This window comes from Methanoculleus chikugoensis, assembly GCF_900095385.1.
Classification (GTDB): Archaea; Halobacteriota; Methanomicrobia; order Methanomicrobiales; family Methanoculleaceae; genus Methanoculleus; species Methanoculleus chikugoensis_A.
Window position 1 is genome coordinate 12770 of record NZ_FMID01000001.1, and the last position, 16073, is coordinate 28842.

Here is a 16073-nt window from a genome sequence, read left to right on the forward strand (position 1 = left end):
CGGCCCTCCGGTATTCCCGCACAGGAACCTATATGAAGTGCTCGCACCCTGTGGGCCTGTCGATATCGACAAAGAGTGAGGCAGGAAGTGCGAATCATGGCATGGAGAAGACCGTCGCGCGAGATCTGGGGTGAATTCGACCAGATGATCGGGGATATGCAGAGACAGTTCTCCGAGGTGATGGAGCGGCTCTCGGGAGCCGCACAGCAGGTGCCCATGCTCGGGGGAACCGGAGCGGTGGTCGACGTCGTTGAGCACGAGGACGACGTCGTGGTCGTTGCCGACCTCCCCGGCGTCGACAGGGAGGGGATATCCGTCCGGCTTCTCGATCCGAGGACGCTCAGGGTCGCCGCCCGAAGGGAGGAGGCGAAGGAGGAGAGAGAGGCCGGGTACCACGTGCGGGAACGGAGGTTCGGCGCGATATCCCGGACGGTTTCCCTCCCCACCGACGTCCGCGACGAAGAGGCGACCGCCACGTTCAAGAACGGCGTCCTCGAGGTGCGGCTGAAGAAGGTGGCCGGGACCCGCGGGAAAGAGATCGCCCTGAGCGAAGGGGCCGCGGAGCAGCACAGAGAGCAGGTGGAGGCAGAATACCGGGAGGCGCGGGAGAAGATGGAGCCGTCCGGGTACCCGCGCTCCCGCGACGTGATGAAAGCGGCGGAGGGGATCGAACTCGAGGAGCGGGGGAGTCCCGAGGAGCAGGAGACGGCCGCGAGGCTCCGCGAGCAGAAAGAGAGGCTCTACGAGGAGGGAAAGAGGAAAATTTCGGGGTAACCCCGTCATCCCGCGAGATCCCGGAGGACCGCGAACCCCGACTCGATCGTATCCAGGTACCGCCGGTTGCGCCCGCCGGGGTAGGGCAGGCAGAGGAGCCGGCTCTCCGCGAAGATCGCCTCCCGGGAGAGCCCGGTGATCGTCCCCGCGCCACAGAGAGCGCTCGCGTAGGGCTCGATACACCGGAGGCCGGTGAGCGCCGTATTCCCGAGGGCGACGACGTACTCCGGGGCGAGGGCGGCAATCTCGGGCGCGAGGGTCGTTCGGGCGCTCATCCGGACGAGATCGGCCGGGATGGCGGGCTTACGGTTCTTCCGAAAGACGCACCGTACCGTATCGGTGAGGAAGAGACCCTTCGCCGCGAAGAGGTCGAGGTTCTCCCGGCGCGACCTGCCGTCGAGTTCAAGCAGACGAAAGATGTTCTCCGCGAGCCCGCGGGAGAGCGGCGCGGCGCCGGGACGGGGCGGCGCGTCGTAACGATCGTTCCAGAAGTAGGGGTAGGCAGGGCTCCGGCAGTCGGCCGGTTCCGCGATCTCGCGCCGCCCGGCGGCCCAGGGCGGGGATTCGGCGACAAAGAGCACCTTCACGCGGCCGGGCCTCCGGGATGCGGCATCGCAGGCGTCGTGAGGCAGGAGCCCGGGCAGGAGGATGCCGCAGAGATCGGGGCGTTCGTCCGCGTAGCGGCGGTAGGCATCGCGCATCGCCGCCGGAGAGTGTCGGGGATCCATCACTGCAGGTTCGCCGCGAAGGCAGATATCTGTGCGGGCGGATCCCGGGTGTGAGATGCGACATATAAAGAGGGTTCAGCACCAAGAGGTGGAAGAATGGAGCAGAATATTACCTTCCAGGAACTCAATATCTCGCCAAAGACACTCCGCGCAATAGAAGATATGGGTTTTGAGGAGCCCACGCCCATCCAGGTCAGCACCATCCCGGCGATACTCGACGGGCGCGACGTTACCGGCCAGGCACAGACCGGAACCGGGAAGACGGCGGCGTTCGGCGTCCCGGCAATCGAGCGCGTCGACCCCGACAGCCGGGAGACACAGGTCATCGTCCTCTCCCCCACCCGGGAACTCGCCATCCAGACCGCCGAAGAGTTTGCCCGCCTCGCGAAATACCACCGGGGCATCAACATCCTCCCGATCTACGGCGGCCAGCCGATCGACCGGCAGTTCCGGGCGCTGGAACGCGGCGTCCAGATCGTCGTCGGGACGCCCGGCCGGGTGCTCGACCACCTCGATCGCGGGACGCTCTCGTTTGGCGGGGTGAAACTCGTCGTCCTCGACGAGGCCGACCAGATGCTCGACATGGGCTTCCGGGAAGACATCGAGAAGATCCTCGACGAGACCCCGGATGACCGCCAGACGGTCCTCTTCTCGGCCACCCTCCCAAAACCGATTCTCGAGATCTCGAAGAGGTTCCAGAAGGATCCCGAGTTCATATCGGTCGCGCGCCGGGAGGTGACCGTCCCGCAGATCGAGCAGCTCTACCTTGAGGTGCGGAGCCGCGACAGACTCGAGGTCCTCACCCGGCTGCTCGACATGTACGACCCCGACCTGACATTGATCTTCTCGAACACCAAGAGGGGCGTCGACGACCTGACCACCCACCTTCAGGCCCGCGGCTACTTCGCCGAGGGGCTCCACGGGGACATGAAACAGATGCTGCGCGACCGGGTGATGGCAAAGTTCCGCGGCGGGAACATCGACATCCTGATCGCGACCGACGTCGCCGCCCGGGGCATCGATGTCGATGACGTCGACCTGGTCATCAACTACGACGTCCCGCAGGATATCGAGTACTACATCCACCGCATCGGCAGGACGGCGCGGGCCGGACGCACCGGGCGGGCCGTCACGTTCGTCGGCCCGAAAGAGTACTTCAAACTCCGGACGATCCAGAACTACACGAAGATCAAGATCGGCCGGATCCCGCTCCCGACGCAGGGAGACGTCGAGGAGAGCCGGACCCGAAAACTGATCGACCGGGTGCATCAGACCATCGACGAGGGCGATCTCGACAAATACGTCAACCTCGTCGAGCGGATCGTCGCCGACGACTACACATCGCTCGAGGTCGCCGCCGCCCTCCTGAAACAGGAACTCGGCGGGCTCGGCCAGGGCCAGCCGCAGGATATCAGGCCCGCCCGGGGGCTCGCCCTCCTCAGGATCCCGGTCGGGAGGGAGCACCAGATCCGGCCGAAGGATATCGTCGGAGCGATCGCGGGAGAGACCGGGATCCCGGGTAACGTCATCGGCGCGATCAACATCTACGACTCCTACTCCACCGTCGACGTGCCGGTCGAGGTCGCCGAACAGGTCGTCGAGGGGATGAAAGGGAAGACGATCGCGCGGGCCCGGCTGACCCGGCCGATCGAGATCGTCGATCCGTCCAGCGGGCGATAGGCCGGCAGAACCGTCGTCGAGCCGGGACGGTTCTCCCGAAACCGGTGCGCCGTCCGCTATCAACCGCGGGGATCGCCGCACGGCAGCGCGGAGGTGCGGGCGATTCTCCGGGGTAGCGGCACCCGTCCCGCCCGGGAGAAACGGTTATATACACAGACGCGTATCCTACAGCGTCGGGGGGTGGTGGCGTCAATAGGTTACGGTACAATCTCTTGTCTTCCGAAGTCTCATCGCCATCGAAGAAATTTCGAGGATTATCTGCCCTAAGACCCGTGACCGCTCCCACGACTCAAGTCGTGGGCATCTACGGATGTTATCCGAGAGATTGCAGTCCCAATCTCAATATATTGACCGCCGCGTTCTGGTCCCGATCCATCACCAGCCCGCAATATGGGCAGGCGTGGACCCGGTCAGAAAGTGTCTTTTTGACGATCATACCACATCTGGAGCACATCTGCGAGGTGTTTCTGGGGTTCACCAGGATCACATGCGAGCCAGCGTCTTCCGCTTTGCTCGTTGTGATCGTGACGAACTGGTTCCAGGCGACATCGGCAATGCTTTTCGCCAGACAATGGTTCTTTTGCATATTTGTGATATTCAGATCCTCGAACACGATTGTACCGAACCGGTTCACCAGTTGACGGGAGGTTTGATGAGCAAAATTGAGCCGTCTATTAGCAATCCGTTCGTGAACGCGTGCGACGATCTTCCGGGCCGTCTTTCGTTCAGGGGTTCCTTTCTCTGCTTTCGAGAGTCTTCTCTGGGCTTTCGCAAGCGCCTTCTCGTCGGTGCGGAAGAACCGTGGGTTCTCGATCTTCTCGCCGTTTGAGAGCGTGGCGAAAGAGGTCAGCCCGACATCAACCCCCATCGTGGTTTCCTTCCGGGGTGCCAGATCAGGATCATACTCGACCGAAAAACAGGCATACCACTTCCCGGTTGCAGAACGGCGGATCGTGAGGGCCTTGTTCGTCCCTTCGATCGGACGGTGGAGAACGACCCTCACATCTCCGATCTTCGAGAGGTTAAGGCGGGATTCATTAAGATGAAATCCAGACTGGGGGTATGTGAAACTGTCGTATCGTCCTTTCCCCTTAAAACGAGGATAGCCGGGTTGTTCTCCAGACTTTAAACGTCGGAAGAAGGCTTTGAAGGCAAGATCGATACGCATCTGGACATTCTGAAGAACCTGAGAATGAACCTGTTTCAGTTCAGGTTGTTCGCGCTTCCATCCTGTCAGGATCTTGTTCGTCTCATACAGGGAGACCGAACGCTGCTCCCGTTCCCAGGCGTTCTTTCTCAATGCAAGCGTATCGTTATAGACCCATCGACAAATCTCAAGCGTCCGCTCGAACAGAGTGACCTGGGATTTTGTTGGGTAGAGTCGATAGCGATACGTTTTAAGCATTATAGCATATCTTTGTTGTATGCTTAACTATAGTTGTCGACGGCATTCATCCCACGGCTAAAGCTGTGGGCTTTCTGCCTGTTTGCTCGTAAATACCATACATCAGTGATGGTGTGCTGCAAACTCCTGCCCGGGTTCGACCGGCCACCTCTGCTGTCTGCCCTTGCATCGGGAGGCGCGACGGGCAACCCGACCCAAAGCGCCTCCTCTGAAAAAAATTCGGATCCCCGGAAATATCCACACGAATCTACCGGACGGGTGTGGCCGCGTTCACGGCCTCACCCGGAGCAGATGAATGTCCGCTTTTGCGATCAGGTGTTCTGAACGCCGAGCTCCGCGCTCAGCATCTCCAGGTAGTCGGAGAGGAGGCGGGTGATCAGGAAGTTCTGCCTGACATATTCTTTTCCCGCCCGGCCGAGCCGCTCCCCGAGTTCCGGGTTCTCGAGGACCTCCCGGATCCTCCAGGCAAACCCGTCGATATCGGTCGCTTCGAGGAGGAACCCGGTCTCGCCATCCTGGATCTGGAGCGGTATCCCCCCGACCCGGGACGCGATGACCGGCCGCCCCTTCCAGAGCCCTTCGGTGACGGTCAGGCCGAACCCTTCGCGGAGCGACTTCTGGAGGATGACGCACGAGACCCGCTGCAGGGCGTTGACGAGCAGGTGGTCTTCGGCGGTGATCAGGATGACGTCGCCCGTCTCGATGAACTCCCGTGCCTTCTCCTCGACGCTGCGGTAGATCTCCCAGCCTTCGGGGTCGTCGGGGGCCATGCTCCCGCAGAGGACCAGCCTGCAGTCGACGTGCTCGCGCACCCGCAGGAAGACGTCGACGACGCCTTCGGGGTCCTTCCACTTGTCGAACCGCGAGATCTGGGTGATCAGCGGTTTGTCCGTCGGCACGTTGTACTTCTCAAGGAGGCCTGCGATCTCCGCGTCGGTGAGGTCGCGGTTCTTCTCCGAGAGAGGGTCGATCGCCGGGCGGCAGATCCACTGCTCCATCGGCATCCCGCGGCGCCGGTACTCGTCGTGCGAGATGACCATCCGGTCGTAGTCCAGAACGAAGTTCTTAAGGAACTCCCAGAGACCGGGATCGGGGTTCGAGAGATCGACGTGGCACCGCCAGACCCAGGGCTGGGTCTTCTCGTAGAACCGGATCAGCGGCAGGGGCTGCGGGTCGTGGATGACCACGAGGTCGTGGTCGATCGTCATCTGCCCGGAGAAGCACTCGTTCGTCTTGAGATAGAGATCCTTCTCGGCGTCCGAGAAGGGTATCGCCTGCCCCTGGAGCGCGTTGTGGAAGTTCTTCGTGATGACGAAGAAGTCCCCCTCGCCGGTCAGGATATTCCACTGCGTCCTGATCCCGACGTCGTTCATGAGCGGAACGAGCGAGAGGATCATCTCCGCCACGCCGCCGCTCTGGTAGGTCGAGTTCACGTGAAGGACCCGTTTCCCCTGGAGCGCCGCCGCCTTGCGGTAGATCCCGGAGATGACATCGTCGCCGACGATGGGCCGGTGGTCCTCGAGTGTCCGGCCGTTGTCGCAGATACAGGTTATTCCGTCCATATAGGCCATCAAAAAACTCCCCCTCAAAGGTAGCGCAGAGACTTACTGCACAGGACATATATAATTGTATAATAATAAATGTATGTTTATAAAAATACTCCCTCCACCGTGAGATCTCGCTCGTTAAGCGGAATTTGCCGGTGCGATGTGGATTTGCACGGTGCAGGGCGATGACGGGAGAGCAAAAAAGATTAATAAAATGAGGAGATTCTGAGCCTGGAGGTGATGTGGATCCAGAGAGCGCGCAGCCGGAACAAAAGAAGAAATGCCCATATAGAGAAGAACCCCAACGTTATCCAGCGCGATGTATCGAGAGCAGAACGGAGGAGACGGCACCGGCCCAAAGACGCCCCTCTTCACCACGCACGACGGCATAACCTTCCGGAGGATGCCGCCCGGGGCGGACGCCGTCTACGTCGTCGGCGAGTATCGCTTCGACGACATCCGGCCCGACGATATTGTTCTGGACCTCGGGGCCAACGTGGGCGCCTTCTCCATCCGGGCCGCCCGCCGCTCAGGGCACGTGACGGCCATTGAGCCCATCCTCACGGAGGCGCTCCGGGAGAACGTCGAGCGGAACGGCGGCGGTGTCGAGGTGGTGGACGGGGCGCTCGGGACGGGGGAGAGCGTCCGGATAACCTGGGGGAAAAAGACCCTCGCCGTGACGACCCGCACCCTCGGCGAGTTCGCCGCAGCGGCCGGGGGATGCGACTTCCTGAAGTGCGACTGCGAGGGCGCGGAGTGGTCGATCAGGCCGGATGACCTCGATGGGGTGCGCCGTATCGAGATGGAACTCCACATCCCCCCGATCGGGGGGCCGGTGAACCGGAGACTCCTCGACTACATCGGGGAGCATTACGACTTTGAGATAGAGCGGACGCCCGGATACGACGTGATGGGTGTGATGGGGGTCCTGCACGCCGTCCGCAAGGACGGTCACCGAAGATCCGCAGGCCAACGCCTGACGCGGCGGTTCAGGTAATCCCGGCCGGGATACCATCGCCGGTAAATTCTCTGAGATACGGCTGATCGCAGCCCACCGGCATGAATAAATAGAGACCGATAACAACGCACCCGATGGTGATGCAGTATGGCGCAGGCAAAAGCAGGCGACACCGTAAAGGTGCACTACACCGGAAAACTGGAAGACGGGACGGTCTTTGATACGTCGGAAGAACGGACGCCGCTTGAGTTCACCATCGGCAGCGGCCAGATCATCCCCGGGTTCGAGCGCGCCGTGGTCGGCATGGAGCCGGGAGAGACGAAGACGGCGACCATCTCACCCGAAGAGGCATATGGCCAGCACCGCGAGGATATGACCATCACGGTGGAGAGAGGGCAGTTCCCCGAGGATATCAACCCCGAGCCCGGTCAGCAGCTCCAGGTCCAGCAGCCGGACGGCAGGGCGGCGATCGTCGTCGTCAGCGACGTAACGGAATCGACCGTGACCCTGGACGCAAACCACCCCCTCGCCGGACAGCCCCTGACGTTCGATATCGAGCTCGTGGATATCATCGGCGCCAGACAGGAGCAGGTGGCCGGATAATCCTAAGAGCGGAGAATCCGTCTTAACTCCGGAAGCGGCCGGGTGTTGGCGATATCGCCGGCCGTTAGCCACCCCCGCCGGGCGGTCGCAACCCCGAGTTCCATACACCGGAGGTTCTCGCGGCGATGGGCGTCCGAGGCGACGGAGAACCGGACGCCCGCTCCAAGGGCCGCACGGGCGTTGACGTCGGAGAGGTCGAGCCTCCCGGGGAAGGCGTTGATCTCCATAAGGACCCCGAGCGCTGCTGCGGCGTCGAAGACCGCGGCGAGATCGATCCGGTAGGGTTCGCGGGAGAGGAGGACCCGGCCCGTCGGGTGGCCGATGATATCGACGTGCTCGTTCTGCATCGCCGCGAGCACCCGTTCGGTCATCTCCTTCTCGGACAGTTTGAACCCCGAGTGGACGCTCGCCACCACCACGTCGAGGTCGGCGAGGGTGCTGTCGGGGAGATCGACCGTGCCGTCCATGCCGATGTTGCACTCGGTGCCGGTGAGGATGGTGAACTCCTCATCGCTCTCCCGATTGATCCGCTCGATCTCCCGCACCTGGTCGGCAAGCCGTTCGGGGGAGAGGCCGCGGGCGACGTGGAGGGTCTCCGCGTGGTCGCAGACGGCGATGTATTCGTAGCCGAGCGCCCGCGCGGCGTCTGCCATCTCCTCGATGGAGTGAGCGCCCTCGCTCCAGCGGGTATGGACGTGGAGGTCGCCGCGGATCGCGTCGTAGCCGACCAGATCGGGGAGCGTCCCCGCCCGGGCGGCCTCAACCTCGCCCCGATCTTCCCGGAGTTCCGGTTCGATCCAGGCGAGACCGAGAGCGCGGTAGATCCCGGCCTCGTCCTCTCCCGCGACCGTCCGGCCGGTCTCGAGATCGACGAGCCCGTACTCGTTCAGCCGCCAGTTCCTTGCGATCGCGAGTCGCCGCAGAGCGATGTTGTGCTCCTTCGAGCCCGTGAAATACTGGAGGGCGGCCCCGAAATGTTCGTCCTCCACAACCCGGAGATCGACCTGGATGCCGGTCGAGAGCGCCACCGAGGTCTTCGTCGGCCCCCGGACGAGGACGCGCTCGACCCCGGGGAGGGTGGTGAAGGCCTCCATCACCTCCTCGGGTCGGGGAGAGGTCACGAGGATGTCGACGTCCCCGATCGTCTCCTTCCTTCGCCGGATCGACCCGGCGAGGTTCAAGCGGCGGACAGAGGCAAGCGAGGCAAGCCGCCGCTCGATCTCCCGGGCGACGGGGAGGATCTTCCCGAGAAGGCGGCGCCCCTCTGCCGTCCGGCTCACGTGGATGCTCGCGAGGATGTTCGCCTCGGTCTTCTCACCGAACCCGGGGAGATCACGGATCCGGCCGGCCTTTGCCGCCGCCTCCAGGTCGTCGACCGTCCTGACGCCGAGTTCCCGGGAGAGGGCGATCGCCTTCTTCGGCCCGATCCCCGGAACGCGGGTGAGGTGTTGTGCACCCTCCGGGAGCTCCTCACGGAGAGCGGCGAGATACCCAAGATCGCCGGTCTCGACGATCTCGTGGATCTTCTCGGCGATGGCCCGACCCACCCCGGGGATATCCTCGAGCTCGCCTCGCTCTGCGACGTCGGCGATACGCTCCGGCAGGCCCTCGACCGCCATCGCCGCCCGCCGGTATGCCTGCGGCCTGAACCGGACGCCCTTGATCTCCAGGAGGGTGGCGACCTCGTAGAGAATAGCCGCGACCTCGACGTTCGTCACCCTTGAGTGGTTCTCCATGACGCTCACCGGAAGGCAGAGACTGTGCGCCCTCCAACCCCGGGTTAATTCATCGTCGGTGCCGACTTGAAGGTTGTGGTCTTTGACGGAAGAAGCCCCGGCCGGTAACTCCATAAGATTGAAATGCTTTTTACACCTGGGAGGATCGCATGGCAGGGCACAGGAAGGAGTCGGTTGCCGAAGTCCTCATATCGGGAGTCATCGGGATCGTCGTCTTCCTGATCGTGCTCGCCGTATTGAACATCCTCGCGGGCGCCTACATCCAGGCACCGATCTTCCTCCAGATCGTCGAGTTCCTCAACGCCAACCTCGGGCTGCTCATCCTGATATCGGCCCTCTTCCTCATCGGCGACCTCTTTGGGGCGCTTCCACTCCCGCTGAGCCTTCCCGGCCCGGTCTTTTTCGCATCCGGCGCCGTGCTCCTGGTCACCTTTCTCGTCCGGCTCTTTCTGCTCATCGGCGAGATCACCGGCGTCGGGGTCTTCTCCGTCCTTGAGGGGGCGCTCTCGCTCCCGGTCTACCTCTTCGTCTTCGTCGTCGCGCTCATCGCGGGGTACATCGGGCTCATTGCAGACCGGGCATGACCCGGGGCTACTCGAACCCCTCCACCTCCTCGAAGGTGCTCACCGCGTAGTCGCGCGGCGTCCCGGTCTTCGGGTCGATGTGCACCAGCACAAAGAGCTCGTGCTCGCCGTTCTCCCAGAGGGCGAGGGCGGGCCTGTCCTCCTTCGCCTGGAACCCGAGCGTCTCGAGGAACTCCCGGACCTCGTCGTAGGTGGGGTTCGCGGCGAGACTCTCCCTGATCCTGGCCATCATGGCCTCCTGTGCGTCCCGGTTGAGGGGTACCTGTTCCGGCATACGCCGACCATACCGTGTATGCCGGGATAAACCTGACCCGCGGGGGTGAAGAAGAGTGAGCCTGCCGGCGGGCCCCGGAAAGAGGTTATCGGGCGTTGAACCCGGCAGGCCCGCCTTCGCTCTCTTCCAGGTCGGCGTAGGAGGCCACCCGGTAGCCCGCGTACCCGCCCCCGAGGTTTATCTGCAGGAGGACGAAGATCTCGAGTTCAGGCTGCACCCATATCGCGATCTTCTCCTCGTCCCGCTCCGGTATGAAGTTGCGCGACCGGAGCGCCTCCCTGACGTCGGTGTAGTCGGGCGTCGCCTGGATGATCTCCTCGATCTCCACCATCATGGCCTGCCGCTGCAGGGTCTCGAACTCGCCAATCATGCCGCCCCCGAACACCCCCTTCGTATAAAAGATGATCCGGGGCGGGGTCGTGCACCCGGTAGCGACGGCCGGACGGCGAGCCGGTGCTCCAGAAGGGGGAGCGACAGGGCAATCCCGGAGCAAAACGACCTATTTCCGGATCCGCCCGGTTAAAACTACGAAAAATCTCGTAGTTAAAGCAAGATATTTATTTCGACCGATTCAAGAGATGATTGATACGTATGCGAGGAAAAGCAGCACTTCTGGGGATCGCCCTGATGGTTCTCTGCGCCGCGGTGATCGGCAGCGTCACCGCACAGTTGCCGCAGGAATCCAGGGACAAACTGATCCACGTCTCCGGCACGGGCAAAGTAACGACCACGCCTGATGAGGCCGTCGTCGTCTTCGCGGTCGAGACCGAGAACGCCGACGTCAAGACAGCACAGCAGCAGAACGCCGAGAGGATGGACGCCGTGGTCAATGCGCTGAAGAAGGCCGGCATCCCGGAGAAGGATATCAGGACCGCCGGCTACAACATCATCCCGGTGACCGAGACCGACAGCCGGGGCCTGACAACGTCGAAGGTCAAGTACTACCGGGTCGTCAACAGCCTCGAAGTCACGATGAACGACGTGAACCGCGCCGGCGAGATCGTCGACCTCGCGGTAGAGAACGGTGCAAACAAGGTCAATCGGTTCGCGTTCACCCTGAGCGACGCAAAGCAGCAGGAGTTCCGGTCGCAGGCCCTGACCGCCGCGGTCGCACAGGCACGGGGTGACGCGGACGCCGTCGCCGCGGCCATCGGCAAGACCATCGTCGACGTCAAAGAGGTCAACGTCGGCGGCAGCTACGTGCCCATGGCCTACGACACCCGCTACACGGGCATGGAGAAGGCGGCGGGCTCAGCCGTCGCAACCCCGCTCGAGGTCGGCGATATCGACGTGACCGCCACCGTCTCCATCTCCTACATCATCTCCTGATCACCTCTACCACCTCTTTTCGTCTGCGAGATCCGGGGCCTCCGAACCCCGGACTGCCCCATCGGAAAGCATAATCCCCTCAGAGGAGAGATCTGAAAGTCTCTCCTATGTTCACGATAACCGAGGTCTACAACAACATCCCCTGCCGGGAGGGGCTCACGGCAGACTGGGGATTTTCCTGCCTGATAGAAGAGGCGGGGCTGCTCTTTGACACCGGGGCCAAAGGAGACGTGCTCGTATCCAATATGCGGGCGCTCGGCATCGACCCTGCGGCCATCCGGCGCCTCGTCCTCTCCCACGACCACTGGGACCATATCGGCGGCATCGAAGCGGTTCTTGCCGCGAACCCGGCGGCAGAGGTCTATGTCCACGACGCATTCTCAGAAAAGACGCTCTCGGAGATACGGAAGTATACCGAGCCGCGGATCGTGACAGAGTGGACGGAGGTCGCGAACGGTATCGCCGTGACCGGGCCGCTCGGGACGGATACCCGGGAGCAGTCGCTCGTACTATCGACGCCGGGCGGTCACCTGGTCGTCACCGGGTGCGCACACCCCCATATCGGCCGGATCATCGAGCGGGTCTCGGCGGTCGGGCCGGTTCGGGGCGTCATCGGTGGGCTCCACACCGTCACGGGCGAGGACATCGACGCGCTCGCAGGGGTGGCCTACCTCGCGACATCGCACTGCACCGACCGGATCGGGGAACTCGCGGAGCGCTACCCGGGGTCGTTCGTGCCCGGCGGCGTCGGGAAGACGCACCGGGTGTAAAAAAGGGTTACTCTTCCCCTCTGTTCGTCTCAACACCCCGGTTCTTCCCCTCAAGCCCGTCCACAAACCGGACGGTGCGCTGCGGGATGGGTATCTCGATGCCGTTCTCTTCAAGCGCCTGTTTGATCTTCCAGAGGAGATCTGTGCGGACGTCCCACCAGTTCCGGGCCGGCGCCCATATATAGGCAGTCAGGTTGACGCTGTGCTCGCCGAAGTTGTCGACGAAGACCGAGGGGGCCGGGTTCTTGAGTGCGAAGGGGTGCTTCTCGATGACCTCCCTGGCAATCCGGATCGCCGCATCGGCGTCGTCCTCATACCGGATACGGATCTCATACGTGAACCGTCGGGCTGCGTTATGGACGTAGTTCGTGATGTTCGAGGTGAAGACCTTCTCGTTCGGGATCCGGATATAGATCCCGTCGTAGGTCTTGATGACCGTCGAAAGGATACGGACATCCTCGACGCTGCCGGTGACGTCCGCGACGTTGATGTTGTCGCCGAGCTTGATCGGACGCTCGAACATCAGGAAGAGGCCGGAGATCAGGTTCGAGACGACGCTCTGGCTGGCAAAACCGATGACCAGACCGGCGACTCCTCCCGCTACCAGGAGTCCGGAGAGGTCGAACTTCAGCTGCGGGAGCGCGATGACGAATGCCCATATGATGATGATATAGTAGATCAGTTTTGCAAACAGTTCGGATTCATTCTTGGGCAGCCGCTCAGCGAGGATTCTGCGGACGTTTATCGCGACGATCTTCGCAATGATCACGCCGACGGTGAGGACGACGGTAAAATACAGGATATTTTCGAGGGTAATCTCGCCGATCCCAAGCGGGATCTCCAGGATCTCGGTCACGTTGAATGCCATCAGTGCCCCCACTCCATCAGGTGGCCCCGGTTGAGCACCGGAATCTTGCGGGCCTTGTTCAACTCCACGGCCTTCTCCATGCCGGGCCGGAGAGGCGCGTCGACGAAGTCGGTCTCTGCGAGCGTCCTGGAGAGAACCCTCATCGTGGCGGAGGTCGCGACGAAGTCGCCGTAGTAGATCATCATATCGACGCTGTTAAAGACCGCACACGAGACCTCCATCCACTCGAGGGAGAGGTTCTGGATGGAGAGTTCCATCACTCCCTCGCGGTAGAACTCGACCGGAGGGATATCCGGGTAGATCGCGCTCCGGCAGTACAGGGCAATGACCCCGTCTGCCGGAGGCCCATAGAGCGTATACTTCTGGTTGCCGAGACCGAAGATATCGAGCACCTCGATATCCCTTGCGGACTCTATAAATACGCCGATCTCGACGGGAAACTTCAGGTAGACCGTCTGGGTGGCGCCGGGTTCGATCATCATCGGGGGGAACTCCATCATCAGGAGGTCCGTGATGTCCTTGGGGAGGCTGCCCGGCTCCACCGGGTTGATGACGATCTCACCCGTCTTTGAGACCAGGATTCGCTCGAACGTCCGCCCTTCGCATCTGCGCCGGTACGTCAGGAGACCGTCGACGCTCCCGGTTTCCACCATAATATCACCGGATTCCTGGTGAAAAGTGTCCCTGTAACGCCCGAACATCATCTATGATCTGCAAATACTCAAATATTAATCTACGCGATAGACGCGATCTCGGGGGTTCGCGTTCCGCCACCCGATCCCGGCAGATGGATAAATGCGGCCGTTTATGGCGATACTCGAACGGAATAAAGCGTTTGTGGGAATACTTTCCGATTATCAGGAGAACGAACTGGGAAGGTATAAATAATAAATCTTTTTGATAGTATATTTCGCAGAAGATAAATAGACACTCTTTTAAGCGACCGCTCCAGACATTTTTCCTGTGCGTTCGCCCCGAAGAGTGATATACAGGGGGCGTGCATCGGCCGGCATGGAGGGCTTACCCGGAGTTCCGGGCGAGAGAGCCTATTCGCGGCGTTGCGGGACGAGAAGAGTTCCCGGGTGATACGGTGAAGATAGAACAGAAAAGGGTCAGTGAATCCATGAACCACAGCCAGATACCCGTGAGTATCTTCGCCCACCTCCAGCAGCCGACGCTCGTCCTCGACTGCGAGGGGCGGGTGATCGTCTGGAACGAGAGCATGGAGCGGTCCACCGGCGTCCCGGCGGAAGAGATCGTGGGAAAAGGCGGGTACGCTCATGGAAAGGCGTTGTTCGGCGAGGCATACCCCACACTGGCAAACAGCATCCTGACTCACGAGGATGTCGGGAGCGCCCATTACCGCCTGTTGCAGCACGAAGGTGAAGAACTGCTCGCGGAGTCGCAGATCCCGGCGTTCTCCGGGAGAACGGCCGTCTGCGTGGCAGCCCCCCTCTACGATACCGGCGGCCGACAGATCGGTGCGGTCGAGACCTTCCGCGAGGCCCCGCACGAGGAGGCGGCCGACGAGTCCCGCGGCGTGCCGGAGGAGCAGGTGCAGATCCTGGCGAGCGCCCTGCCCGACATGATCTTCACGCTCGACGGGGACGGCATCTTCACCCAGTTCTTCTGGGGCGGCGGCTGGAACCTGGGCGTAAACCCGGATGAAATCGTGGGCAAGACGCCCTATGCCCTGTTTCCGCCGGAAGAGGCTGACTTTCTGGCCGGGGCGGCGTCCCGGGTCATCGAGACGGGGGAGAGCGTAGCGGAGACCCGGGCGTTCTCATGGCGCGATGAGGAGCGGTCGGTGCAGATCGCCATCCATCCCCTGCACAACGCTTCCGGGAGGACCGTGGCCGCGACCGGGGTGGGCCGGGACCTCACCCGGGAGATCGCCTGCGAACAGGCCAGCCGGCTCTCCAGCCTCTACCTCGACCTGCTCGGCACCGATATCTACAACACCAGCATGGTTGCGGCAACGATCATCGAGATGCTCCGCGACCGGCTCTCCGGCGAGGAGGCGGAACTCGCCCAGAGGGTCAAGATCACGATCGAGCAGGGGATCAACGTCATCAAGAACGTCGAACTGCTGACCACGCTCGACCGGCACAGCATCCGCCTGGAGCCGGTCGACCTCTCCGCCACCATCCGCGACCAGGTGCAGCGGTATGCGGGCATCGATATCCGGTACGAGGGGGGGACCTGCATGGTCTGGGCAACCCCCCTTCTCGAGCACACCATATCGAACCTGATCAGCAACAGCATCAAGTTCGGCGGCATGAAGGTCAGGATCGATATATCCGTCATGGAGACCACCGACACCGTGATACTCACCGTCGCCGACACCGGCATCGGCATACCGGACCACGCAAAGCCGAACATCTTCGACCGTTTCAGCCGTGAGGGGAGCAAAACCCCCTCCGGGGGCAGGGGTCTCGGGCTGCACATCGTCAAGACCCTCGTGAACCGGTACGGCGGGCGCGTCTGGGCGGCCGACCGGGTTCCCGGGAGACCGGAGGAAGGGGCGGCAATCAAGATCATCTTCCAGAAGTGTTAGCGGGGATATCGCCACTGGGGATGGGCCGGCGGGAAGGGGGGAGCAGCCCATATTCCCCGTCTCTACCCATCCTGAACATTTGTAGCCCCCACCCCGCCCGGCCTTCGGCCTCCTCCCCCGCCCCGAGGGGGCGGGGGCAGTCATGGCGATAGCCGGTGGAAAGCCGTGCACGGTTCTTTTCCAGAGTCTCCCATGCAGTGGACCGTAGGAATATCGCCACCGGGGGTGGGGCCGACGGGGAGGGGGTTCACCCCCTCCCC

Annotated in this window: 16 protein-coding genes; 8 read left to right on the forward strand and 8 right to left on the reverse strand. The window is 62.4% G+C overall.

Translation table 11 applies throughout. The features are described 5' to 3' along the window. The first annotated feature begins 96 nt into the window (after positions 1 to 96). Complete coding sequence (locus L21_RS00090; protein ID WP_074368479.1) at positions 97 to 774, forward strand: Hsp20/alpha crystallin family protein; 678 nt, start codon at positions 97 to 99, stop codon at positions 772 to 774. Positions 775 to 779: 5 nt separating this feature from the next. On the opposite strand, the gene L21_RS00095 is transcribed toward L21_RS00090, so the two are convergent. Continuing rightward, complete coding sequence (locus tag L21_RS00095) at positions 780 to 1502, reverse strand: uracil-DNA glycosylase family protein (RefSeq protein WP_074368480.1); 723 nt, start codon at positions 1500 to 1502, stop codon at positions 780 to 782. A gap of 96 nt (positions 1503 to 1598) precedes the next feature. Here L21_RS00095 and L21_RS00100 point away from each other — a divergent pair, with 96 nt between their 5' ends. Further along, entirely contained in the window at positions 1599 to 3182 is a 1584-nt protein-coding gene (locus tag L21_RS00100) for a DEAD/DEAH box helicase (RefSeq protein ID WP_074368481.1), read from the forward strand. A gap of 313 nt (positions 3183 to 3495) precedes the next feature. Here the strand turns inward: L21_RS00100 and L21_RS00105 are convergent, their stop codons facing one another. Together L21_RS00105 and L21_RS00110 are read right to left on the reverse strand one after the other, a co-directional pair. Continuing rightward, positions 3496 to 4587: an RNA-guided endonuclease InsQ/TnpB family protein gene (locus L21_RS00105; protein ID WP_074368482.1), complete on the reverse strand. Its 1092-nt coding sequence runs from the start codon at positions 4585 to 4587 to the stop codon at positions 3496 to 3498. A gap of 311 nt (positions 4588 to 4898) precedes the next feature. Further along, entirely contained in the window at positions 4899 to 6158 is a 1260-nt protein-coding gene (locus L21_RS00110) for a glycosyltransferase (RefSeq protein ID WP_074368483.1), read from the reverse strand. 295 nt (positions 6159 to 6453) lie between these two features. Between L21_RS00110 and L21_RS00115 the strand changes: the two genes are divergently transcribed. Next, the gene (locus tag L21_RS00115; RefSeq protein ID WP_074368484.1) at positions 6454 to 7131 is read left to right on the forward strand and encodes an FkbM family methyltransferase; all 678 of its coding nucleotides are present in this window, start codon (positions 6454 to 6456) and stop codon (positions 7129 to 7131) included. A 108-nt stretch (positions 7132 to 7239) separates the two neighbouring features. After that, positions 7240 to 7695: an FKBP-type peptidyl-prolyl cis-trans isomerase gene (locus tag L21_RS00120; protein WP_074368485.1), complete on the forward strand. Its 456-nt coding sequence runs from the start codon at positions 7240 to 7242 to the stop codon at positions 7693 to 7695. Between the two features lie 2 nt (positions 7696 to 7697). Here L21_RS00120 and polX read toward each other — a convergent pair whose 3' ends face one another. Further along, on the reverse strand, positions 7698 to 9545 hold the full coding sequence (gene polX, locus L21_RS00125) for a DNA polymerase/3'-5' exonuclease PolX (RefSeq protein WP_256711720.1): 1848 nt from the start codon (positions 9543 to 9545) through the stop codon (positions 7698 to 7700). Between the two features lie 35 nt (positions 9546 to 9580). On the opposite strand from polX, the gene L21_RS00130 reads away from it, so the two are divergent. Next, positions 9581 to 10015 carry a hypothetical protein gene (locus tag L21_RS00130; RefSeq protein ID WP_074368486.1) on the forward strand — a complete coding sequence of 145 codons (435 nt, stop codon included), beginning with the start codon at positions 9581 to 9583 and terminating at the stop codon, positions 10013 to 10015. Positions 10016 to 10022: 7 nt separating this feature from the next. Here L21_RS00130 and L21_RS00135 read toward each other — a convergent pair whose 3' ends face one another. Further along, positions 10023 to 10289 carry a hypothetical protein gene (locus L21_RS00135; RefSeq protein WP_074368487.1) on the reverse strand — a complete coding sequence of 89 codons (267 nt, stop codon included), beginning with the start codon at positions 10287 to 10289 and terminating at the stop codon, positions 10023 to 10025. 85 nt (positions 10290 to 10374) lie between these two features. Then, positions 10375 to 10659, reverse strand: coding sequence for a hypothetical protein (locus L21_RS00140; protein ID WP_074368495.1), 285 nt, complete (start codon positions 10657 to 10659; stop codon positions 10375 to 10377). Between the two features lie 221 nt (positions 10660 to 10880). On the opposite strand from L21_RS00140, the gene L21_RS00145 reads away from it, so the two are divergent. Then, positions 10881 to 11618, forward strand: coding sequence for an SIMPL domain-containing protein (locus L21_RS00145; RefSeq protein ID WP_074368488.1), 738 nt, complete (start codon positions 10881 to 10883; stop codon positions 11616 to 11618). A gap of 107 nt (positions 11619 to 11725) precedes the next feature. Then, on the forward strand, positions 11726 to 12388 hold the full coding sequence (locus L21_RS00150; protein ID WP_074368489.1) for an MBL fold metallo-hydrolase: 663 nt from the start codon (positions 11726 to 11728) through the stop codon (positions 12386 to 12388). Positions 12389 to 12395: 7 nt separating this feature from the next. On the opposite strand, the gene L21_RS00155 is transcribed toward L21_RS00150, so the two are convergent. Together L21_RS00155 and L21_RS00160 are read right to left on the reverse strand one after the other, a co-directional pair. Next, positions 12396 to 13256 carry a mechanosensitive ion channel family protein gene (locus L21_RS00155; protein WP_074368496.1) on the reverse strand — a complete coding sequence of 287 codons (861 nt, stop codon included), beginning with the start codon at positions 13254 to 13256 and terminating at the stop codon, positions 12396 to 12398. Beyond that, entirely contained in the window at positions 13256 to 13909 is a 654-nt protein-coding gene (locus L21_RS00160) for a DUF432 domain-containing protein (RefSeq protein ID WP_256711721.1), read from the reverse strand. Before L21_RS00160 ends, L21_RS00155 begins: the two co-directional genes overlap by 1 nt. 437 nt (positions 13910 to 14346) lie before the next feature. Here L21_RS00160 and L21_RS00165 point away from each other — a divergent pair, with 437 nt between their 5' ends. Further along, a complete protein-coding gene (locus L21_RS00165; protein WP_256711722.1) occupies positions 14347 to 15813 on the forward strand; it encodes a sensor histidine kinase in 1467 nt (488 codons plus the stop codon). Positions 15814 to 16073 lie beyond the last annotated feature (260 nt).